16 protein-coding genes are annotated in these 21,235 nt (G+C 60.8%); 4 read left to right on the forward strand and 12 right to left on the reverse strand.

Going from position 1 to position 21,235, the window contains the following annotated elements:
• Nucleotides 1-147: 147 nt before the first annotated feature.
• The 3 genes from HU755_RS26380 to HU755_RS26390 form a co-directional block, all read right to left on the reverse strand.
• Nucleotides 148-1,041: an NAD-dependent epimerase/dehydratase family protein gene (locus HU755_RS26380; protein ID WP_186638074.1), complete on the reverse strand. Its 894-nt coding sequence runs from the start codon at nt 1,039-1,041 to the stop codon at nt 148-150.
• 103 nt (nt 1,042-1,144) lie between these two features.
• Complete coding sequence (locus HU755_RS26385) at nt 1,145-2,056, reverse strand: LysR substrate-binding domain-containing protein (protein ID WP_186638076.1); 912 nt, start codon at nt 2,054-2,056, stop codon at nt 1,145-1,147.
• A 170-nt stretch (nt 2,057-2,226) separates the two neighbouring features.
• Entirely contained in the window at nt 2,227-2,817 is a 591-nt protein-coding gene (locus HU755_RS26390) for an NAD(P)H-dependent oxidoreductase (RefSeq protein WP_186638078.1), read from the reverse strand.
• Between the two features lie 181 nt (nt 2,818-2,998).
• Here HU755_RS26390 and HU755_RS26395 point away from each other — a divergent pair, with 181 nt between their 5' ends.
• The gene (locus HU755_RS26395; protein WP_186638079.1) at nt 2,999-3,313 is read left to right on the forward strand and encodes a putative quinol monooxygenase; all 315 of its coding nucleotides are present in this window, start codon (nt 2,999-3,001) and stop codon (nt 3,311-3,313) included.
• On the opposite strand, the gene HU755_RS26400 is transcribed toward HU755_RS26395, so the two are convergent.
• The gene (locus tag HU755_RS26400) at nt 3,303-4,067 is read right to left on the reverse strand and encodes a sulfite exporter TauE/SafE family protein (protein ID WP_186638081.1); all 765 of its coding nucleotides are present in this window, start codon (nt 4,065-4,067) and stop codon (nt 3,303-3,305) included. The genes HU755_RS26395 and HU755_RS26400 overlap by 11 nt on opposite strands.
• A gap of 209 nt (nt 4,068-4,276) precedes the next feature.
• Between HU755_RS26400 and HU755_RS26405 the strand changes: the two genes are divergently transcribed.
• Both HU755_RS26405 and HU755_RS26410 read left to right on the forward strand, forming a co-directional pair.
• A complete protein-coding gene (locus HU755_RS26405; RefSeq protein WP_186638082.1) occupies nt 4,277-5,215 on the forward strand; it encodes a LysR family transcriptional regulator in 939 nt (312 codons plus the stop codon).
• Nucleotides 5,216-5,257: 42 nt separating this feature from the next.
• Nucleotides 5,258-5,608, forward strand: a complete 351-nt coding sequence (locus HU755_RS26410; protein ID WP_122589396.1) for a cupin domain-containing protein — start codon at nt 5,258-5,260, stop codon at nt 5,606-5,608.
• Nucleotides 5,609-5,844: 236 nt separating this feature from the next.
• Here the strand turns inward: HU755_RS26410 and mmsB are convergent, their stop codons facing one another.
• Together mmsB and HU755_RS26420 are read right to left on the reverse strand one after the other, a co-directional pair.
• Nucleotides 5,845-6,732, reverse strand: coding sequence for a 3-hydroxyisobutyrate dehydrogenase (gene mmsB, locus HU755_RS26415; protein WP_186638102.1), 888 nt, complete (start codon nt 6,730-6,732; stop codon nt 5,845-5,847).
• Between the two features lie 10 nt (nt 6,733-6,742).
• Nucleotides 6,743-8,269 carry a CoA-acylating methylmalonate-semialdehyde dehydrogenase gene (locus HU755_RS26420; protein ID WP_186638104.1) on the reverse strand — a complete coding sequence of 509 codons (1,527 nt, stop codon included), beginning with the start codon at nt 8,267-8,269 and terminating at the stop codon, nt 6,743-6,745.
• 149 nt (nt 8,270-8,418) lie between these two features.
• Here HU755_RS26420 and HU755_RS26425 point away from each other — a divergent pair, with 149 nt between their 5' ends.
• On the forward strand, nt 8,419-9,366 hold the full coding sequence (locus tag HU755_RS26425; protein WP_186638107.1) for a LysR family transcriptional regulator: 948 nt from the start codon (nt 8,419-8,421) through the stop codon (nt 9,364-9,366).
• Here the strand turns inward: HU755_RS26425 and HU755_RS26430 are convergent.
• From HU755_RS26430 to recC, 6 genes are all read right to left on the reverse strand, one after another.
• The gene (locus HU755_RS26430) at nt 9,363-9,812 is read right to left on the reverse strand and encodes an OmpA family protein (protein ID WP_186618776.1); all 450 of its coding nucleotides are present in this window, start codon (nt 9,810-9,812) and stop codon (nt 9,363-9,365) included. The genes HU755_RS26425 and HU755_RS26430 overlap by 4 nt on opposite strands.
• 46 nt (nt 9,813-9,858) lie before the next feature.
• Complete coding sequence (locus tag HU755_RS26435) at nt 9,859-11,127, reverse strand: diguanylate cyclase (RefSeq protein ID WP_186638124.1); 1,269 nt, start codon at nt 11,125-11,127, stop codon at nt 9,859-9,861.
• Nucleotides 11,124-11,699: a YfiR family protein gene (locus HU755_RS26440; protein WP_186618579.1), complete on the reverse strand. Its 576-nt coding sequence runs from the start codon at nt 11,697-11,699 to the stop codon at nt 11,124-11,126. The genes HU755_RS26435 and HU755_RS26440 overlap by 4 nt, the downstream gene beginning before the upstream one ends.
• Nucleotides 11,700-11,818: 119 nt before the next feature.
• Complete coding sequence (recD, locus tag HU755_RS26445) at nt 11,819-13,927, reverse strand: exodeoxyribonuclease V subunit alpha (protein WP_186638128.1); 2,109 nt, start codon at nt 13,925-13,927, stop codon at nt 11,819-11,821.
• Entirely contained in the window at nt 13,924-17,616 is a 3,693-nt protein-coding gene (gene recB / locus HU755_RS26450; RefSeq protein WP_186638132.1) for an exodeoxyribonuclease V subunit beta, read from the reverse strand. Before recB ends, recD begins: the two co-directional genes overlap by 4 nt.
• Nucleotides 17,613-21,065 carry an exodeoxyribonuclease V subunit gamma gene (gene recC / locus HU755_RS26455; protein WP_186638135.1) on the reverse strand — a complete coding sequence of 1,151 codons (3,453 nt, stop codon included), beginning with the start codon at nt 21,063-21,065 and terminating at the stop codon, nt 17,613-17,615. Before recC ends, recB begins: the two co-directional genes overlap by 4 nt.
• Nucleotides 21,066-21,235: the final 170 nt, after the last annotated feature.

The following is a 21,235-nucleotide window of genomic DNA, read 5'->3' on the forward strand; positions in this document are numbered from 1 at the left end:
TGGGTCAGAACAGGATATTTGACTGACACAACGCTATCGCGAGCAGGCTCACTCCTACAGTTTTTGATCGCATTCCTTCAGGCAGAACGCGGTCAATCTGTGGGAGCGAGCCTGCTCGCGAATGGCTTCACTCGGTGCTAGCTGAAATCACACCATTTCGTTACGAATCCATCCAACCACCGACGTGCGTTTCGGTGCCCAGCCCAGCAGTTCGCGGGCGTGTTGGCCGCGTACTCGGCTGTTCGAACCGAGGCCGTAGTTGGCCATTTCATAGCCCCATTCGGCTTCGGCGTCTTTGAGTGGCCAGTCTTGCGGTTTGCCCAGGTTCAACGCTTCGGCCATGGCGGTGGTCATGTCGATGAACGAGGCTTCACCGCTTTCCACGAAGTAGAAAGTGCCCGGCACGTTCTTGGTCAGCGCCAGCAGATACAGGGCGACGACGTCTTCGATGTGCACGTTGGACCAGATGTTCTGGCCGCTGCCGACGTGGCGAACGACGCCGTTTTTGCGCGCCTGTTTAAGCAGTCGCGGCAATTGCACGCTGTCGCGTTTAACGCCCACGCTGTGGCCGTAGATCAGCGTGTTGCAGATCACCGCCGAGTTCACGCCATCCTTCGCCGCCGCGAGTACCAGGTTGTCGATGGCCACGCGATCGGCCTTGTCGACGGTAGGTTCGGGCAGGTTGTCTTCGTAGTAGATATCGTCGCTGGATTTACCGCCCGAGGCATCGCCGACAATGCTCGAACCGCTGGTGTGCAGAAACACTTTGCCGGAACCGCGCAAGGCGCCAAGCAACGCCTCAACCGCGCCGCGATGATCGCTGCTGGCAGCGTTGATCACCGCATCAGCGACACGCGCCTGCTCAGCCAGCAATTGGCTGTCCTCAAGGGTACCGATCACGGCATTCATGCCCAATGCCTTCAGCTCGTCAGCCTGCTCGGCACTGCGCACCAGACCGGTAACGTTGTGCCCGGCCTGCACCAGACCGGTTGCGATGGAACCGCCGATAAATCCGGCAGCGCCGGTGATAAATACGTTCATGGAGAAACTCCCTGCGTGAATAATTGATGCAGCGAGTATCGACCGATGAACCTCGGCGAAAAACCCGCCACAGGCCAATTCAATCTTGCGCAGGGATCACGAATCAGCCTTTGAAATCGGCGTTGGCGTAGGCCGCGAGTTTGCCCTGGATAAAGTCTAGGAAGCACTGGATGCGCAACGCCAGTTGCGAGTTGCGGTAGTACACCGCGTTGATTGGCTGGCGGTAGCCGCTGTTGAATTCGCCGAGCAAAACCTTCAGACGGCCGGCGCGGATGTCGTCGATGGTCATGAAGTGAGAAAGGCAGGCGATGCCCTGCCCCTCCAGCGCCAGATGGCGCACGGTCTCGCCGCTGGAGGCGCTGATCGCCGGGGTGATCGGCCAGCGGTCGCCGTGCACGTAGCGCAGCGGCCACTGATTGAGGCCTTCGTTCTGGGTGAAGCCGAGTAGCGTGTGCTCACTCAGATCCGCGACCTGCCGTGGCGCACCGTGTTTTTTCAAATACGCGGGGCTGGCGACGATGAGCAACGGACTGCAGCCGAGCGAACGCGCGTGCAGTGTCGAATCGGCGAGGGTGCCGATGCGGATGGCGACATCGGTGCTTTGTTCCAGCAGGTCAATGATCAGGTCATTGCTGTTGAGTTCGAGCTGAATGTCCGGGTAAAGCCCACGGAATTCGTCGATGTAGGGAACGATGGCGTGGAGCATGAACGGCGACGCGGCGTTGATCCGCAGACGCCCGGACGGGGTTTGCTGCCGCGAGGACAGGCGTTCTTCAAGTTGCTCCATCTGATCGAGAATCAGCTTGGCCTGTTCGAAGAAATACTTCCCTTCCTCGGTCAAGTCCATGCGCCGCGTGGTGCGGTTGATCAGCGTGGTGTCGAGCTTGGCTTCGAGTTTCGACAACGTGCGGCTCACCGCCGACGGCGTCTGCCCGACCTGCTCGGCGGCGGCGGAAATCGAACCGCACTCGATCACGCAGACGAAAATCTGCAACTCATCGGATCTGGCTTTCACAGAAATTCTCTAATCGAATACATATTCATTGTGGCGAGGGAGCTTGCTCCCGCCGGGTGCGAAGCAGCCCCCTGTTTTGAACGCAAGAACAGGGAGCGCTGCGCACCCCAGCGGGAGCAAGCTCCCTCGCCACAGAGTGGGTCAAGCTATTCGATAGTAGCTGAATCGCCTTACGCCTTGAGACCAAACACCTGCTGCAGATGCTGTTCATACCGCGCCACATCATTTTCGATATTCGGACGCTTCATCACGTCGACGCAGAGGAACGTCGGCAGCCCAGTCATGCCCAGAAACTCGTTGGCCTTGTGGAACGGGAAATACACCGCGTCCACGCCTTTGGCTTCGAAGAAATCCGTCGGGTCATCGAAGGCTTGCTGCGGCGCGTTCCAGGTCAGCGACAGCATGTATTGTTTGCCCTGAATCAGACCGCCGCTGCCGTACTTCTGCGAAGCGTCGGAGCGGGTGCGGCCGTCGCTGGCGTAGAGGCTGCCATGGCCCTCAGTGAATACTTCGTCGATGTATTTTTTCACCGTCCACGGCGCGCCCATCCACCAGCCTGGCATCTGATAAATGATCACGTCAGCCCAAAGGAACTTGGCGACTTCTTCGGCAACGTCGTAGCCCTCATCGATGAAGGTGGTCTTGACGTCGACACCGCCGCGATCGAGCACGCTCAGCGCGGTTTCGTGCAGGGTGGTGTTATAGCGGCCATCGGAGTGGGCGAATTTTTTACCGCCATTGAGCAACAGGACTTTTTTCATCGGAAAACCTCGGCGCAGCCCTTGAGCTGGTTGGAATCAGGAAATGGAATGGCGGCAGATTAACCATCGACCTCGCGCGGAAACAGCCACGCCGACGCAAAATACAATTGATAAAAACGCACGAATCGACAGCGCATTGTTGCCGTAGCATTCGCCGCTTTCTGAATTCGAGGAAGTTGTGATGAGTGAACGCCAGGGTTTCATCCTGCACGCCAAGACCCGCCCGGAAAAAGCCGCCGCGTTTGAAGCGCTATTCCGCGCCTACGTCGAACCGAGCCGCGCCGAACCCGGCTGCATCGAGTACCACATGCTGCGCGACAAGGAAGATCCGACGCTGTTTATCTTTTACGAGATCTGGGAGAGCCAGGCGCATCTGGATGTGCACTCGGCGTTACCGCACATGAAGGCGTTTTTCGCCAAACGCATGGAGTATCTGGAGTGTGATTTCGATATCCGCCCGATCGACATGCTCAGCGACTCCTCGGCTAGCCGCTGATCAACAAATGGGCGCCGAGCGCGCCCAGTCCGACAAAGAACACGCGCTTGAACAACGCCGCACTGATGCGCTGGCGCAGCCATTGGCCGAGCCACATGCCAAGCATGGCCGGGATCAACGCCAGCAGCGAGGCGCTCAACTCGCCGCCGCCGAGTGCGCCGTGCCAAAGCAGCCCAACCGCCAACGCCAACGTTGAGACGGTAAACGACAGACCGAGCGCCTGCACCAGTTCATCGCGGCTCAGTCCCAAGGCTTGCAGATACGGCACCGCTGGAATCACGAACACGCCGGTGGCTGAGGTGATGATGCCGGTGATCAAGCCACACAGCGGGCCGAGCCACGCTTCTTGAACCGGTTTGACGTGCAGCGTGGGCAGGAAAAGTCCGCTCAATGCGTACAGCAATAGCGCCGCGCCGAGTCCGCGTACGACCCAGTGGCCGCCGGACATGCCGATCCACAGTGTGCCGAGGCCGGTGCCGAGGAAGATCAGCAGCAACATTGGCCAGAGGCGTTTGATCAAGCTTTTCAGGTGACCGCCGAAGGCTAGCTGCCAGAGGTTGGTCAGGGTTGCCGGGATGATCAACAGCGCGGCTGCCTGCGCCGGGGCCATAGCCAGACCGAGCAGGCCCATCGCGACGGTGGGCAGGCCAAGGCCGATCACGCCCTTGATCATACCGGCGAGGAGGAAGGTGCCGATGACCAGCAGGGATAGGGTCAGGCCGAGGGTTTGGTAGAAGTTGGTCAGCGTGTGCATGGGGGTAATGTGCGCTGATCGGGGCTGGCTGAAAATCTGCCATATACTGAGGGTGCCTCTTTTTACGCAAGAGGCTGATATTTTCGTCTGGGCTGGCCCTATCGCGAGCAGGCTCACTCCTACAGTTTCGTGTTCGCAGCAGATCCATTGTAGGAGTGAGCCTGCTCGCGATGAGGCCAGCCCAGACGCTAAAAACCACAGGCAAACCCATGCACTTCGACCTCACCGACCTGCGCCTCTACCTGCACATCCTCGACACCGGCAACATCACCGCCGGCGCCGCGCGCAGCCATTTATCCCTCGCCGCCGCCAGCGCCAGAATCCGTGCGATGGAAGCCTCGCTGGGCACCGAGTTTCTGCAGCGCGGCCGCCGTGGTGTCACCCCGACACCGGCCGGCAAGGCCCTCGCCCACCACGCGCGCATCCTTTTGCAACAGGCCGAACGCATGCAGCAGGATCTCGCCGAATACGCCCAAGGCGTCAAAGGTCAGGTGCGGCTGTTGTGCAACACCACGGCAATCACCGAATACCTGCCGGAAGTGCTCGCTGATTTTCTGCGTGACCATCCCAATCTCGACATCGATTTACAGGAATTGCCGAGCGCGCGGATTACCCATGCCTTGCGTGAAGGCGCAGCGGACCTGGGCATAGTCTCCGACGCGGTCGACACCAACGGCCTACAGACGCAGGCGTTTCGTGACGATCCGCTGGTGCTGATTCTGCCGCTCGACCACCCGTTGTCTGACGTCGAGGAGGTCAATTTCAGCGATGCGTTGCAACACGACTTCGTCGGACTGAGCGCCGACAGTGCACTGGCGATTTATCTGGAAGAACAGGCGCTGCACAGCGGCGCGCGGATGCAGGTGCGCATCCGCGCTGACGGTTTCGATGGCGTGATGCGCATGGTCGCGCGTGGTGCCGGTCTGGGCATCGTGCCGCTGGCAGCGGTGCAGCGCGCGACAGTCGGCCGATTCAAGCGCGTGACACTCAATGAGCCTTGGGCCCGCCGCACGTTGTTGCTCTGCGCGAGAGATTTCGCGGCGCTGCCAGGTTATGCCCAGGCGTTGTTACAAGCGCTCATCGATGCGCGCGTTTCTGAGCACCCCGATGTCGACCCCAGACAACCGGACGCTAACCGGGCGCTATAGGGTGCGACTTCAATTCTAAAGTCCACTAGCCCCGGAGTCCCCATGACCGCGACCGCCCCTATCACCGTTCTGCGCGACACTCACCCGTTGCCGGTACTCGACGCCTGCAAGTGGGAAAAACTCGAAGGCGACCCGCACACCGTCAACCTCAACGCCTACACCAGCGAAGACGGCAGCAAGATCATGGGCACCTGGATCTGCACACCAGGCAAGTGGCGCGTCGAATATGTGAAATGGGAATACTGCCATTTCCAGGAGGGCTACTGCGTGATCACCCCGGACGGCATGGCGCCGATTCACCTGCGCGCTGGCGATATCTTCGTGGTTGAACCTGGCATGAAAGGCACGTGGGAAGTGGTCGAGACCGTGCGCAAGTATTTCGTCTTTGCTTGATGCAAAAAAAGCCGGGAGATCACCCGACGTGATTTCCCGGCAACACCTACTGCAATTTTTTTAACACACCCCAGTGTTACCTGTGGAAATAGAGAACCCTGTGGCGAGGGGATTCATCCCCGCTCGGCTGCGCAGCAGTCGCGAAACCTGAACACTCGGTTTGCCTGACACAATGTAGGGGGCTGCTGCGCAACCCAACGGGGATAAATCCCCTCGCCACAAAGGTCTGATCGCGATTACTGCGGCTTGCGATAGCTGTTGATGATCGCCGAGAAGTCTTTCCCGCCGTCACCGCGCTGGCTCATCGCCTGATACAACTGCTGCGCCACCGCGCCGAGCACCACCGGCTGGTGCGCCTGCCGCGCCGCTTCCGTTGCCAGCCCGAGATCCTTGAGCATCAGTTCCGCACCGAATCCGCCGGTATAACCGCGTGAAGCCGGGGCCGTTTCGACGATGCCCGGCCACGGGTTGTACATCTCCGAACTCCAGCAACGCCCGGTCGAGCTGTTGATGATTCCGGCCAGCACGCCAGTGTCGATGCCCAGTGCATCACCCAAGGCCATCGCTTCACTGACGCCAACCATGGAAATCGCCAGCAGCAGGTTGTTGCAGATCTTGGCGATCTGCCCGGTGCCGACTTCACCGCAATGCACGATGTTACGGCCCATTTGCGCAAGCACCGGTTGCAGCGTCGCGAACAGTTCCGGGGTGGCGCCGACCATGAAGGTCAGCGTCCCGGCCGTCGCGCCGCCAGTACCGCCGGAGACTGGCGCATCGGCCATGGCCACGCCATGTTTCGCCGCCGCGGCGGCGACATCGCGGGCGGTCTGCGGATCGATGGTGCTGCAATCCACCGCCGGTACGCCTTGGCGAATCCCGGCGAGTACGCCCTCTTCGCCCAGCCAGACGCTGCGCACATGCACAGCGGCCGGCAGCATGGTGATCACCAGATCGGCATCCTCCGCCGCCTCGCGCGCCGATCCGCGGACAGTGCCGCCCAGTTGTTCCAGCTCCGCCAGCACGGTTTTGTTCAGGTCGACCAGGTTCAGCGAGTGGCCGGCCTTGATCAGGTTCCGGGCCATAGGCGCGCCCATGTTGCCCAGCCCGATAAATGCGATTTTCATGATCGATTCCTCAGCGCAGGTTGATGGTGGTGTTCACGCCGTCGTTGACGCTGTCGTCATCGAACCAGCGCGCCGTGACCGTTTTGGTCTGCGTGTAGAACTGCACCACTTGCTTGCCGTACGGGCCGAGGTCGCCGAGTTTCGAACCGCGCGAACCGGTAAAGCTGAAGACCGGCACCGGCACCGGAATCGGAATATTGATGCCGACCTGACCGACGTCGATTTCACTCTGGAATTTGCGCGCCGCCGCGCCGCTCTGGGTGAACAGACCGGTGCCGTTGCCGAACGGGTTGGCGTTGACCAGGGCAATCGCTTGATCGAGGGTATCGACTTCCAGCACCACCAGCACCGGGCCGAAGATTTCCTGGGTGTAGATCTGCATGTCGGTGGTCACGCCCGAAAACAGGGTCGGACCGACAAAGTTGCCCTGTTCGTAGCCCGGCACGCTGACGTCGCGACCATCGAGTTCAAGCTTGGCACCTTCCTTGATGCCGCTTTCGATCAGCTCGAGGATCCGCGCCTTGGCTTTTTTCGAGATCACCGGACCGACGTCGGTGCCCGGCTCGCTGCCGGCGTTGACCTTGAGTTTCTGCGCCAGTGCTTTCAGGTCCGGCAACCATTGTTTCGCCGCGCCCACCAGCACCACCACCGAGGTGGCCATGCAGCGTTGCCCGGCGGCACCGAAACCGGCGCCGACCAGGGCATTCAGCGCCTGTTCGCGATTGGCATCCGGCAGCACCACGGCGTGGTTTTTCGCGCCCATCATCGACTGCACGCGTTTGCCGTGTTTACCGGCCAGATCGTAAACGTGAGTGCCGACCGCGGTCGAACCAACGAACGACACGGCTTTGATGTCCTTGTGCGTGCACAGGCCATCGACCACATCCTTACCGCCATGAACAACGTTGAGCACGCCAGCAGGAACGCCGGCCTCGATCGCCAGTTCGACCAGCAGCATGGTCGACAGCGGATCCTGCTCCGAAGGCTTGAGCACGAAGGTGTTACCGCAGGCGATCGCCATCGGGAACATCCACAGCGGAATCATCGCCGGAAAGTTGAACGGCGTGATGCCAGCACAGACGCCGATCGGCTGGCGCAGCGTATAGGTGTCGACGCCACCCGCGACGTTCTCGGCGAACTCGCCCATTTGCAGGGTGCCGATGGAGCAGGCGTGTTCGACCACTTCCAGGCCACGGAAAATATCGCCCTCAGCGTCAGCGATGGTCTTGCCCTGCTCGGCGCTGAGGACCACGGCGATGCGCTTGGAATGTTCGCGGATCAGCGCTTGCAGCTTGAGCATGATGCGCATCCGCGCGCCGATCGGGGTCAGTTTCCAGGTCTGGAAGGCACGCTGGGCGGCGCTGACAGCGGCATCGACCTCAGCGGCGGTGGCGAACGGGACCTTGGCCAGCACTTGCTGGGTCGCCGGGTTGACGATGTCGTGCCATTCGGCGGTCTGCGATTCGACCCACTCGCCGTCGATCAACAGCTTGACCTTCTGGACCGTGGTTTCGTTGGGCGTAAGCGATGCGTTCATGCTGGTCTCCGAAACTTGTTTTTATCGTAGGAGCCAAGGCGAAAGGTTCGCCTTGAGATGAGGCGTGTGTCACGAATTGGTTGTCGGACTGTTTTTGGAGTATAGATGTGCAAACTTCTAATAAGAACGCACATAAAAGCCCGTCCATCATGCAAAAAAACATCACCTCATTAGGCTCGCTGAACTGGGATGACTTGAAGTTTTTCCTCGAAGTCGCCCGTACCCGCAAGGCCAGCACCGCCGCCAAACGCCTGGCCGTCGACTACACAACAGTGTCGCGGCGGATCGGTTCACTGGAAGCGGCGCTCGGTACGCTGTTGTTCGAAAAGTCCCGCACCAGCGGCTTCGTCCTCACAGCCGAGGGCCAGCGTTTGCTCGGGTATGCCGAGTCGATCGAAAGCACGCTGCACATGGCCTGCGAGCAGGTCTCCGGCTCAGGCGTGGCGCTGTCCGGGCATGTGCGCATGGGTTGCACCGAAGGCTTCGGCAGCTTTTTCATCACGCCGCAATTGAGCCATTTCGTCGACGCCTACCCCGCGATTTCAGTGGACATCCTGCCGCTGCCACACTTCATCAGCCTGTCCAAGCGCGAGGCCGACATCGTCATTGCGTTGGAGCGACCGGAACACGGGCCGTATGTCTGCTGCAAACTCTGCGACTACCGCTTGCAGCTGTATGCGACCCAAGACTATCTGGACAAACACCCACCGATCCGCCGCCCGACTGACTTGAGCAAGCATCAATTCATCAGTTATGTGGATGATCTGGCGTTCAGCTCGGAGCTGCTTTACCTGGCCAACGTGCTGCCCGGTGCCAGTGCGCATTTGCGCAGCACCAGCGTGATCGCGCAATTCGTTGCGGCGCAGCAGGGGCGCTCGCTGGCGATTCTGCCGTGCTTCCTCGCCGCGCAAGATCGGCGTCTGCTACCGGTGCTGCCGGAGGAAATCGATATCACCCGGCAGTTCTGGATGTACTGCCGGGAGGATCTGCGCAAGTTGAAACGGATCACCCTGTTGTGGGATTACATCCGGGAAGTGACTGAGCGTAATCAGGCGTTACTGATGGGGCAGACGCGAGAAATGCGCTTTGCCGATTAACCGGCGCTGACCACAATCGACACCCGGCGGTTTTCCGTGCGACCCGCGGCGGTGTCGTTGGGCGCCACCGGTTCGCTGCTGCCGAGGCCCTGCAGCTGGATATTCTCGGGTTTCATGCCGATTGTGCCCAGCACGTTGGCGACGCTTTTGGCACGGCGCAGCGACAGTTGCTGGTTGTAGATCTCCTTGCCTGACGCATCGGTATGACCGTCGACCCGTACGCGTTCGATGCCGGCGCCCAGCAAGGCCTTGCCGATGCGTTCGACGATTTGCGTGCTGGGCGCATTCAGGCTTTCGACGTCGCTGCCGAACAGCACCTTGCCCGACAGGCCAAATTCCCAACCTTCGTCGGTCAGTTCAAAACCTTGCTGTTTGAGCACGGCGATCTGTGCAGGAGAAAGGCCTTTTGGCGTGCTTTGGCAGCCGCTCAGGGCCAGCGCCGCCATCAGCAGCAACGCAAAAAAAGATCGCTTGGACACTATAAACACGGGTTCAGCTCCTGGATTGAACGGGATCGACCGGGTCCTCCGACCCGGCCGTGAATTGCGCACCGCGCGACAGGCGTTTGGCCTGGTACATCGCTGCGTCGGCGGCATTGAGCAGAGCACCGGGCGTGGTGCCATGATCGGGAAAAACCGCGACGCCGATACTGAGCGAAGTCACGACACTGCTATCGCCCGGCAGCGCAATGGGCATGTCCATGCTGGCGAGGATTTTGTCGGCAATGCGCTCGGCGTCTTCGACCGAGTGCAGCGGTGTGAGTAACACGGCGAACTCGTCACCGCCCAGCCGCGCCACCAGATCTTCTTCCCGCAGTTGCGCGCGGACGCGATTGGCGACAGCGACCAACACCGCGTCGCCGGCGGCGTGGCCGAAGTTATCGTTGATGCCTTTGAAACGGTCACTGTCGAGAAACAACACGGCGACACGCTCATTCAGTTTCTTGCCGTTTCGCAAGGCACGAATCAGCCGTCCTTCGAAAAACGCCCGGTTCGGCAGACCGGTGAGGCTGTCGTGGCTGGCTTGATGGGCAAGGGTTTCGTTTTCGTTTTGCAGGTGGGTCTGCCAGGACTCCAGTTCATCGAGCAGGGCATTGAAGTCGTTGCCGAGGTTGTCGAGTTCGGCAATCTGCGCCGGCGGCACACGCCGATCCAGCGCACGTTCGCTGCGCGCGGCATGCGCTACCTTCGCAAGGCCGTGCAACGGGCCGATGATGGCGCGCAACTGCCGCCGCGCCAGATAGAGCGCAACCCAGGCGCTGATCGCGGTGCACAGCACAATGCCGGCCAGGCCGCTGAGCAGAAAGCGCATCAGGCTACCGCCGTGACCGATGAGCAATACCCGGCCGATTTCGCGATTCTGATGCTCGATCGGCAGGCTGACCGGTTTTTCCAGGACGGCGCGGGTGATCTGCATTTCCAGCTCGGAGAACAGACCGCTTTCAGCTCGCTGCCATTGCGCAATCAATTGGCCTTGAGCGCCCAGCACCCTGGCATCTGCCACTTCCTCGGTGGCGGCGATCAGGGCCAGCGCTTCAGTGGCTGCCGCCTTGTCGTTGAAAACTACAGCGGCCTCAACGGTGTAGCTGATCGAGCGAGCGATAAGGTGCAGATTGTGATCGGCGTAAACCCGTAACGCCAACACGCCAAGCAAGGTCAGCGAAACACTGGCCATCGCGACCCCCACCAGCGCGACGATCAGATGTCCACGGCCAATGACCGAGCCCAGGGTCGGGCGGGTTTTCGATGTGAACAGCCTCATGGTGCCGCCGCTTTGCGACGCGACAATTGCAGCACGCTTGGATGAATGCGCACGCCGCTGCGGGCGACGGAGTCGAGGTTGACCTCGAAGGACACCTGCTCATCCCCCACGCGCAGGCAGAACAGACTGCCGACGGTGCATTGGTCATCGCTTTCGCTGATGCTCAGCACCGGATGGCCGATCAACGCGGCGAACAGCCGGCTGCGTTCATCGGCGGTGAGTTTGCCGATGTAGACCGCATCGCATTGATTGACGATGGCCGGGTTGTCGGCCAGCAGGCGACGTACCGTCACCGGTCGACCGGTCGCCTGCGTGGTGCCTTTGACCAGATCGTCGGTGTATTCGGTAGGGCCGACGATGCACAGGCGCAGTTGTGCTGGCTCAACCGGCCAGCGCGCATAACTGAGGATGCCAAGAACCACTTGGGTGACTGATTTGGCTCGCTGCTCCGCCATGCCCGGCGATGTTGACGGCTGTGCACAGGCCGCGCTCGCCAGCAACCAGAGCAAACCGACGCGCAACACGTGCTTGCCGCCAATGACGCGCCCTGTCGCCGAGACAGACACCTTCATGCAGGGATTCTCTTGGGTTGTAGCGAAATGATGCCGCAACGATAGCACAGCGTTGAAACACCAGCGAGGCGGCGACCTCTGACCGGTTGGTCAGCAATCGCCATGGCGCGCCGAGGTTCTCATCCGCGAGGTTCGCTGCCCTCCTCCAGCTCCAGCATCAGCCCGCTCAGACGCTTGACCTTGCGCTGCACCGCCTCTTCGAAGACCCCGGCGCGCGGCTCGATCAAGGTGAACCAGTGCTTGGCCCGGGTGATGCCGGTGTAAATCAACTCCTTGGTCAGCACCGGGTTCAAGGCATCCGGCAGAATCAAAGCGGTGTGGGCAAATTCCGAACCCTGCGACTTGTGTACCGTCATTGCATAGACGGTTTCCACATCATTGAGCCGGCTGGGCAGGACGAAGCGCACCCCGCCTTGCCCATCGTTGCGTGGAAAGGCCACGCGCAAAACCGTTTTGCCGGCATCCGGCCCTTCGCGCTCGGGCAGCTTGAGGGCGATGCCGATGTCGCCATTCATCAAGCCGAGGCCGTAGTCGTTTCGGGTCATCAACACCGGACGGCCTTCGTACCACTGCTGGTCGCTGTCGATCAGACGCGCCTTGAGCAACGCGGCAGTGATGCGCTGGTTCAGGCCTTCGACACCCCACGGTCCCTTGCGCACAGCGCACAACAACTGGAAGGTGTCGAACGCCTGCAAGACTTCGCGAGCCCAGTCGACCCAGTCCGGATGCTCGAGCGGCCGGCCCTGCGCCGGACGCTGATTGCGCAACGCGCTCAGATAATGCCGGTAACCTTGCGGCCCCTCCCCGTGCCCTTCAAGCAGCAGACGCTCCAGCGTGTGGTCACGCTCGCCCTTGAGCGGCAGTGAATAAACATCCTCATAATGCCCGCCCGCCAATAACTGACGCGCCTCATCCGGTAACTGTTGGTTGACCCGGCGCGCGAGCTGGCCAATCCCACTGCCCTCGCCAAAGCGCCGCGAGTGACGCAGCATCACCACCTGTTGCGCCAACGGATGCGAGCCATCGACGTCCTCGAACAAGCCGCTGCCCTGCAGGCGCTCGCCACTGACCGACTCCAGCCACTCTCGGGTCTGCGGGTTGTACCAGCCGTGTTCGGCGTCACGGCAAAGATCCCCGAGCACTGCGCCGGCCTCCACAGACGCCAGTTGGTCCTTGTCACCCAGCAACACCAGACGGGCGTGATCGGGCAATGCGTCGAGCAGGTTGGCCATCATTTCCAGGTCAATCATCGAGGCTTCATCGACCACTAGCACATCCAGCGGAAGACGATTGCCCGCGTGGTGACGGAAGTGCCGTGTGCCGGGACGGCTGCCAAGCAAGCGGTGCACGGTGGTCACATCGCAGGGAATTTTTGCCCGCACGTCTTCGGCGACTTTCAACGATTGCACTTGCTGGCTGATCGACTCGGTCAACCGCGCAGCGGCTTTTCCGGTCGGGGCGGCGAGACGGATGCGCAGCGGATGACCGGACTCCACCGCCGGCGCTTGCAGCAACGCGAGCAGGCGCACCACCGTCGTTGTTTTACCGGTGCCCGGACCGCCCGTGACAATGCTGAAGGCACCGCGGGTGGCGAGGGCACAGGCGAGTTTCTGCCAGTCGATCGGCGCGCCCGCTCTGGCCGAACCAAACAGCTCGTCGAGGCGTTGCGGCAGATCATTCGGTGGCGCCTCACCTTGGGCGAGACGTTGGCGCAACGCGCTATCGATGCGCCTTTCGTAAGTCCAGTAACGGCGCAGGTACAGGCGTTTGCCGGACAGCACCAGCGGGCGCTCTTGCGCTGTTTCACTGGAATCGACGGCGAGCGCCACCAGGCGGCTACCCGCCAGGGTTTTGCACCAATGCGCACCATCCAGCGCTTCAAGCAACTGCGAAGGCAGTAGCAACACGCCGCCTTGCACGTCGCCCTCGGGCGGTAATGACAGGGCGAAATCCGGGGCCTTCAAGGTTTCGAACAAATCGAGGCAGACGTGTCCGTGACCCAGTTGATGGCTGGTCAACGCAGCGGCAAGCAGCACCAACGGATCGGTATCCGGCTCAAGCTCGTGAAGGAAGGCAACGAATGCCTTGTCCAGCGCGCGAAGCCAGCCGCGTTCGACCCAGCGGGTCAGCAACAGCAGCAGATCATCGGCGCGGGTCAGTGGCGCAAGTCCAGAGAGACTCTCGGCCGTCAACGGTGTCGGCAACAGATCGGCAAAGGTGCGGTTCATAGCAGGACTCCCTGTTCCCATGCGGGTTCGGCCTTGGGTTCGGGTTGGCCCTGAAACATCCGGTCCAGCCGTTCGATCAACTCACGAGGCGGACGGGCGAAAAAGACGCCGCGACTGTCGGCGCGAGTACCGCGCAGGAAAAGATACAGCGCCCCGCCGACGTGCCGGTCGTAATCGTAGTCGGGCAAGCGGGCCTTGAGCTGACGATGCAGTGCCAGCAGGTAGAGCACATATTGCAAGTCGTAGCGGTTGTCGAGAATCGACTGTTCCATCGCTTGCCTGGTGTAGGCGAGATCATCCACACCCAGCCAGTTGGATTTGTAATCCGCGACGTAATAACGGCCATGGTGCTCGAAGGTCAGGTCGATGAAGCCCTTGAACATGCCGTTCAGTTGCACCGGCTCTGCCGCCACGCGAGCGACGCCGTTGTGGGTCTGCTGGCGGACCAGTTCATCGAGCTTGAGCACGTCGACTTTATGGCTGGCGAACCAGAACTCCATTTCTACGCGGTACTGCTTCAGTTGCTCGAGAATTACCGGCGGCTGCCCGTCGGCAATCGGCAAGGGGGATTTGAGCAGATGCTGCAGCCAGTCACTCAAGGTGGTAATCCAGCCTTCCCACCCACGCAGGTTGCAACGACGGGCGACCGCATCCTCCAGCGCCTCGCGGGTCACTACGAAGCTGTCGTCACTCCCCGCCCACTCGAGCAAACCGTGAAGGAACGTCCCAGGATTGGGGCCACGGGGGAAACGATGGATATCGGCGCCGCCGGCCATGATTTCGCGCGGGGCGTCAGGGTCGAGGCGTTCGTCATCGAACAGCTTTTGTGCTTGCGGACTGTCCGGCGCTTCGTCGTTGCCGCTACTTAAAATGTCACTGATACGCAGGGCGCTGTAGGACGCGATCCACCAGTTCTCGCTCGCCTTGCGCTTGGGCAACAGCGTGGCACTGAGGACAGCTTCGCTGCGCGCAGGTTGGTAGTGTTCGTCGGTGGGCGGCGGCAGTTCATCAATAGCGATCACCGGACAGTCTTGCTGCAGGTCTTGCAGCCAACGCTCGAGCCCTGTCGACTCTCCCAGAGATGCCCCACCGCCGAGCAGATACCCCAACGCTGAAAGGTGCAGCACCGAGCTGTTGTTATTGCCGCGTTTGAGGTCCGCCACTCCCAGCCAACAGGCATGCTGCGCGCGGGTCAAGGCGACATAGAGCAGGCGCAAATCTTCGGCCAGACGCTCTTCGTCCGCTTGTGCGATCAACTCGGCGGTCGGTTTCAGGCTGACCTGCGCCGTGCCCGTCGCGTCATGGTAATGCAGCGGCAAACGACTGCCGTCGACCGGTTTTGCCGAGCACACGAATGGCAGGAACACCAATGGATACTCGAGCCCTTTCGATTTGTGGATGGTCACCACTTTGACCAACTGCTCGTCGCTTTCCAGACGCAGGATCTGCTCCTCACCGGCCTGACCGGACAAAGCCAGGAGCTCGGCCAGGTGGCGAATCAGTGCTTGTTCGCCATCGAGTTCGCCGGCGGCTTGCTGCATCAGTTCGGACAGGTGCAAAAGGTTGGTCAGCACTCGCTCGCCATCGCTGCGAGCCATCAGGGTCTGCGGCAAATGGAAGTCATGCAGCAGGCGTCGCAGCATCGGCAGTACGCCCTGCTTGCGCCAGATGTCGCGATAGCCGCGAAACTGCATGACGCGGGCCTCCCAGACCAGCTCGTCCTGGTTGAGTCGCTCCAGTTCAGCCAAAGGCAGGTTCAGCGTGATGCAGGCCAATGCGGCCTTGAGCAAGCGCTCGACGTCAGGTTCGGCGCAGGCCTTGAGCCAGGACAGCAGGTCGTGCGCTTCCTGCGAGGCGAAAACCGAGTCCTTGTCAGACAGGTAGACACTGCGCACCCCACGGGCGGCAAGCTCACTGCGCACGGCCTGCGCCTCCTTGCCATCACGAACGAGGATCGCGATATCCGAGGGGCGCAGGCCGACGAAATCGTTGCCGTCCCGAACGAATCCAGCACTGCCGCGCTGCCCGCCATTAAGCAACGCGGTGATTTCGCTGGCACAGGCCGCCGCCAATTGTTGTCGATACACCGCGCCTGACAATGGCTGGTCGCTGCTCAACAGCCAGACGTTGAGCGCCGCGACGTCCTTGCCGGCAATCTGCAATTTTTCTTTGCGTCCCTGAGAGTCGACGGCCAGGAACGGCACGGGATTTTTGCCGTTATTCTCCCGGAAAAAAAACGCGCCGCGCCCCTGCTCGCGGGACTCGGCGCGCTCGAATACATGATTGACCGCCTTGACCATGCCATGGCTGGAACGGAAGTTGGTGCCCAGCGTATGCAGGCGTCCGGCGGTGGCCTGGCGCGCACGCAGATAGGTGTAGATGTCCGCGCCCCGGAAGGCGTAAATCGCCTGCTTGGGATCGCCGATCAGAAACAGGCCGGTGTCGGGACTGTTCTCCTCGATGCGATAAATGCTCTCGAAAATCCGGTACTGCACCGGGTCGGTGTCCTGGAACTCATCGATCAGCGCCACCGGGAATTGCTCGCGAATCAATGTCGCAAGACGCTCACCGCCCTCCGATTGCAGCGCGGCATCCAGGCGCAAAAGCATGTCGTCAAAACCCATTTCGGCGCGACGGCGCTTTTCCTCTTCGAAGCGCGCGCCGACCCACTTGGCCGCGTGCTGCAAAACCGCCGCATCAGGAGTCGGCAACGCGTCGAGACTCGACTTGAGTCCGGGCATGGCGTCCAGCCCCGGATGGTTCGGCGCCTGGCCCTTCCAGGCTTCAGCCATGCCATCGGGAGTCAGCCGACTGAAACCGGTGCCGATGTCCAACTGCTCCAGAGCCTCGTCCTCGGCCCATGCCTTGAGTTTCTCGAACCACGGTTCGAAGTAGCGCGCCTGCATCTTGCGACCGTCGACAGTTTTGCTGGCAACGCCTTGGTGACAAATCGCGAGCAGTTCGTCTGCCCATTGGCGCCACGGCATTTTCAGCTCGCTCAAGGCCGCACGGCGTTCCAGCAAGCAGGCGTCGATCAGCTCGGCGGGCGTCTTGTCTTCATCACTGTCGCGCGCGCTGGCGAACAGACCGCGAACGCGGGGGAGCAGAGCCGCAGGGCCGCCCCAATTGCTGCGAACCCAGTTCAGGGCATCGCCCTGCATCGGGTAGCAGAACAACCGCCAGTAATCACGCAGCACTTCGCCGAGCAAATCGCTGTGATCGGTCTCCAGCGATTGGGTGAACAGGCTTCCACTGTCGAAAGCATGCTCACGCAACATGCGCTGGCACCAGCTGTGAATGGTCGAAACGGCGGCTTCGTCCATCCACTGCGCAGCAATATCAAGACGATTGGCGCAACCTGGCCATTGCTGAGGATCGAACTGACCACGCAGTTCGGCGATCAAGCCGTCCGGAGCCGGCGTCTCGTCACGGAAGAAACGTGCGGCTTCGGCCAGCCGTGTACGAATCCGCTCGCGCAGTTCTTTGGTCGCGGCATCGGTGAACGTCACGACCAGAATTTGCGGCGGCAGCAGTTCGCGGCCGAAGCTGCTGGCTTCACCACCGTGTCCCAGGATCAGCCGCAGATAAAGCGCCGAGATGGTGAAAGTCTTGCCCGTGCCGGCGCTGGCTTCGATCAACTGGCTGCCACGCAGAGGAAATGCCAGCGCCAAAGGTGTTTTCGTACTCATGCACATGCCCCTTCACTGGACAATGAACGCCAAGGGGCTTCGAGCAATGGCCGATACAAGGCGTCGCACCAACCGGAGAATGTCTCGTCCATCATTAATGCATCGAAGTCGGCAAACTGGCGTGACAGCGCCGGACTCTCACGGCGTTCGCCCTCGCTGGTCTGGCCGTCACCTTCATAGGCTTTGCGGGCTGCGGCTTCGGCCTTGAGCGGATCGGTCTGGGACAACCAGGCAAAAGCGGTTTTCACAGCGATCGGCAAAGGTTGACGCATACCAGCCTGCCAGGCGAGGAGCAGGTCGCCAAGCAACCCCAGCGCACGGTCTTGCGCCATCGGTTCAAGCAGCAAGGTGTCGTCACTGGCAACCAGTGCCGTGGTCAATGCCAGTCCGCTTGCACAGGCCACAAGGTGATTGACCCACGGTTTGGTCAACCGATGCCACTTGCGACTTTTGATCGAGCCGATGCTATTGGGAATGGTCGTGACTGATAGCAGGCCACCGTCGGCGCGTTGATGCAGACCTGAAAGCCATCCGTCGATACGTAAACCCTGAAGGTCGAGATTGAGCGCAATCGCGCTGGTCAATGGCGTCGGCCATAACGTCAGCAACTGTTGATAACGCTGCACCAGATCGGGCAGCGGTTCGATCAATTCGCGTTGCAGGCATTCGCCAAATCCGGCCATTGGTAATAGCCCGCTGTTTTGCAGACGTCGTGCCTGGGTTTCGAGCGCCTGGACGATATTGTCCGGTTGCCCGAGCGCTGCCTCGAGCAGGCTGTCGCTGAGTGTATAACGCTGCAAAGCGTCCAGCACGAAGGGTTCTTCATTAGCGAGCGGCGCCTCGGCCGCTTCGAAAAACACTTTCAGTCGTTGCGTGAAGAAATGCCTTACCGGGTTACGCAAAAAATCCTGCAGCAGGGCCAGGCTCAGCGGCTCTTCCTGAACAAAGGCGGAGAGTAATTCTGCGTGGTTATCGGTTGCCTGTTGCTGATGCAGAACCTGCCATTCACTGGCATAGCTGAACAGTGGGTCCCCCTCGTGGAAATAACGCGCGCTGAACGGCTGCAGTGGGTGCTCTTGGGTCATCGCCCCGAGCAGATCCTGACCTTCCTCCAGCAGACGCCAGCCGCTGGCGAGATGATCGCGCAACTGGCCGATCAGTACCGAAGCAGGCCGCTCGCTGTTGTCGCGAATGCTGCGCCCGACCCAACTGATATACAGCTGATCGCGCGCGGAAAGGAGCGCCTCAAGCAACAGATAACGGTCGTCCTCACGCCGCGATCGATCGCCCGGGCGGTAGTCGCTGCCCATCAGGTCGAAGTCCAGCGGCGGTTGCGCACGGGGGTAATCGCCATCGTTCATGCCCAGCAAACACACCAGTTTGAACGGAATGGCGCGCATGGGCATCAGCGTGCAAAAATTTACCGCCCCGGCGAGGAAACGCTGAGATAAGCGGCCCTGGTCCAGACCGGCAAGCCAAGCCTCACGAACGACCGTCAACGGCAGGTCATCGACCAGACCGACCGCATCACAGGTTTCCAGCCAGGTTTCGCGAAGCTCTTCCAACTGAGCCAGCAAGTAATCGTCGTGCTCGTTGCTCGCCTTGAAGAACAACTGCATGAGCGCTTGCAGGCGCTGGCCCCATTCCTTGGGTTGAGCCGGCTGCATGAGCTGCTGATGGGCGAGTTCCAATGCATCCAGCAGGGCAACCAGTGGACCGATCAATGCGGCGTCCAGCCCACCGATTTCATCATAGGGTTCAATCCCTGCACAGGCGCCGGCGCTGCCGACGGCGTAACCGAGCAGCATCCGCCGCAGACCGAAATGCCAGCTGTTTTGCTCAAGTTCCTCCGGCAAACCCAGCCCTGCGCGTTGTTCGGCGTTCATGCCCCAGCGCACCCCCGCGCCCTCGATCCAGCGATGCAATGTGGGCAGGTCACGCTCCTCCACACCGAAACGGGCGCGTAAGGCGGGGACGTCGAGCAGATCGAGAATCTCGCTGACGGGAAAACGACTGTCGGGGAGTTTAAGCAGATGCTCGACCGCAATCAGCAGCGGATCGCGGCCCCGCTGGCCCTGATCCGCCAAGGTGAAGGGAATGAAACGTGGATCGTGCCGATCGAGCTGACCAAACACCGCGCGGATATGCGGTGCATAGCTGTCGATATCGGGCACCATCACAATAACATCGCGAGGGCGCAGGTCCGGATTGGCGCTGAAACGCGCGAGTAACTGGTCATGCAGGACTTCCACTTCGCGTTGAGCGCTGTGGGCGATGTGAAAACGGATCGACTCGTCTTTTTGCAGATCGACAGCAGGCCAGTGCTCGCGCGTCTCGTTGAGTGGGCGCAGTTCTAAAATGTCGTCCTGCAGTTGATTGAGCAGATTCTTTAGCCGGGTTTCACTGAACAGGTCGATGCGGCCATCGCGGAAGGCTGCACGATAGCTGTCGGGATCGTCATAGCTGTCGAGCAGATTGATGTAATCCCGACCTTGCTTACCCCATGCAGCCAACAGCGGGTGAGCATGTTGATGCAGTGTCTCGGGATCAAGTACAACAGGCATTCCATTCTTGCGGGACTGGCGCTTGTATTGGTGACGCAGCAAATCCTTGTCGGCGACGATATCCGCCCAGTGGTGTCTGCAAGGGTTGTGCACACAAAGCAGAACCTGACTGAAACGCGCGAGCCCGGCCAGTGCTTCAAGGACTTGGGCCGGCAACGAAGAAATCCCGAAAACGATCACCCGTGAGGGCAGTACCGCCGGCGCCTCGGCAAGGGTGTTGATTCGCTCGATAAAGCGTTGATGAACGCCGGCACGACTTTGCGCCATGCCTTGCTCGCCGACATCATTCAGCAATGCGCGCCACAGTTCGGCTTGCCAGCAACTGGTGGCAGGCAGCGCTTTGGCTTCGCCTCGGACATTTCGCAATTGGTGCCGCCCTTCGGCCCAGTCTTCAAGCCAATCGGCCCGGTACACCTGATATTGGTCGAATAGATCCGCCAGGCGCTCGGACAGTTGATAGCGTTTACGCAAATCGGTGTCGTGGGTGAGGAAGCGTTGCAGCGGCTCGAAATGCGGGCGGTCAATCACCTGGGGGAGCAGCCGCATGAGACGCCAGGTCAGCGGCGCCTTATCGAGCAGGGATTTGGCTGGAATTTCGTCGCGCCCCAAAACCATGCGATAGAGCTGCCACATGAAACTGCCAGGTAGTTGCACATCGATCGCCGCAGCGATACCGCAGCCACCCAGGTCGCCCTCTTGCGGATCTTCGGCCAAGGCCAACTTGAGCCATTGAGCGATGCCGTTGCTTTGCACCAGCGCAATCTCGTTCTCCAATGGCGCCAATGGGTAACGACGCATGATGCTGACCACCAGGCTGCGCAGTTCGTCCAGGCTGTTGCTCTGGACCACCATGAATGCAGCGTTGAGGGACTGGGCGTCCGGCATAGAGGTTTCCTTGGAGAAGTACGAAAGCCAGGGCAGAACCTTAGCATTGTCGGCAGGTTGTGACAGCCGGACGGCGTCTGCGAATGCTGTAAGAACTTTCTCGCAGGCAAAACAAAACCCCAACTGCTTTCGCAATTGGGGTTTCGGAATTTAATCTTGACGATGACCTA

It is taken from the genome of Pseudomonas sp. SWRI111 (assembly GCF_014268555.1).
GTDB classification, from domain to species: Bacteria; Pseudomonadota; Gammaproteobacteria; order Pseudomonadales; family Pseudomonadaceae; genus Aquipseudomonas; species Aquipseudomonas hamedanensis.

What these genes read in the sequence shown, in the direction of transcription:
- HU755_RS26410 (WP_122589396.1), top strand. Translation starts at nt 5,258, where the DNA reads ATGACCGCGACCGCCCCTATCACCGTTCTGCGCGACACTCACCCGTTG.
- HU755_RS26420 (WP_186638104.1), bottom strand. Translation starts at nt 8,269, where the DNA reads ATGAACGCATCGCTTACGCCCAACGAAACCACGGTCCAGAAGGTCAAG.
- recB (WP_186638132.1), bottom strand. Translation starts at nt 17,616, where the DNA reads ATGAGTACGAAAACACCTTTGGCGCTGGCATTTCCTCTGCGTGGCAGC.
- recD (WP_186638128.1), bottom strand. Translation starts at nt 13,927, where the DNA reads ATGAACCGCACCTTTGCCGATCTGTTGCCGACACCGTTGACGGCCGAG.
- HU755_RS26430 (WP_186618776.1), bottom strand. Translation starts at nt 9,812, where the DNA reads ATGGCGGCGCTGGCCCTGAGCGGCTGCCAAAGCACGCCAAAAGGCCTT.
- HU755_RS26400 (WP_186638081.1), bottom strand. Translation starts at nt 4,067, where the DNA reads ATGCACACGCTGACCAACTTCTACCAAACCCTCGGCCTGACCCTATCC.
- HU755_RS26390 (WP_186638078.1), bottom strand. Translation starts at nt 2,817, where the DNA reads ATGAAAAAAGTCCTGTTGCTCAATGGCGGTAAAAAATTCGCCCACTCC.
- HU755_RS26440 (WP_186618579.1), bottom strand. Translation starts at nt 11,699, where the DNA reads ATGAAGGTGTCTGTCTCGGCGACAGGGCGCGTCATTGGCGGCAAGCAC.
- HU755_RS26395 (WP_186638079.1), top strand. Translation starts at nt 2,999, where the DNA reads ATGAGTGAACGCCAGGGTTTCATCCTGCACGCCAAGACCCGCCCGGAA.
- mmsB (WP_186638102.1), bottom strand. Translation starts at nt 6,732, where the DNA reads ATGAAAATCGCATTTATCGGGCTGGGCAACATGGGCGCGCCTATGGCC.
- HU755_RS26405 (WP_186638082.1), top strand. Translation starts at nt 4,277, where the DNA reads ATGCACTTCGACCTCACCGACCTGCGCCTCTACCTGCACATCCTCGAC.
- HU755_RS26425 (WP_186638107.1), top strand. Translation starts at nt 8,419, where the DNA reads ATGCAAAAAAACATCACCTCATTAGGCTCGCTGAACTGGGATGACTTG.
- HU755_RS26435 (WP_186638124.1), bottom strand. Translation starts at nt 11,127, where the DNA reads ATGAGGCTGTTCACATCGAAAACCCGCCCGACCCTGGGCTCGGTCATT.
- HU755_RS26380 (WP_186638074.1), bottom strand. Translation starts at nt 1,041, where the DNA reads ATGAACGTATTTATCACCGGCGCTGCCGGATTTATCGGCGGTTCCATC.
- recC (WP_186638135.1), bottom strand. Translation starts at nt 21,065, where the DNA reads ATGCCGGACGCCCAGTCCCTCAACGCTGCATTCATGGTGGTCCAGAGC.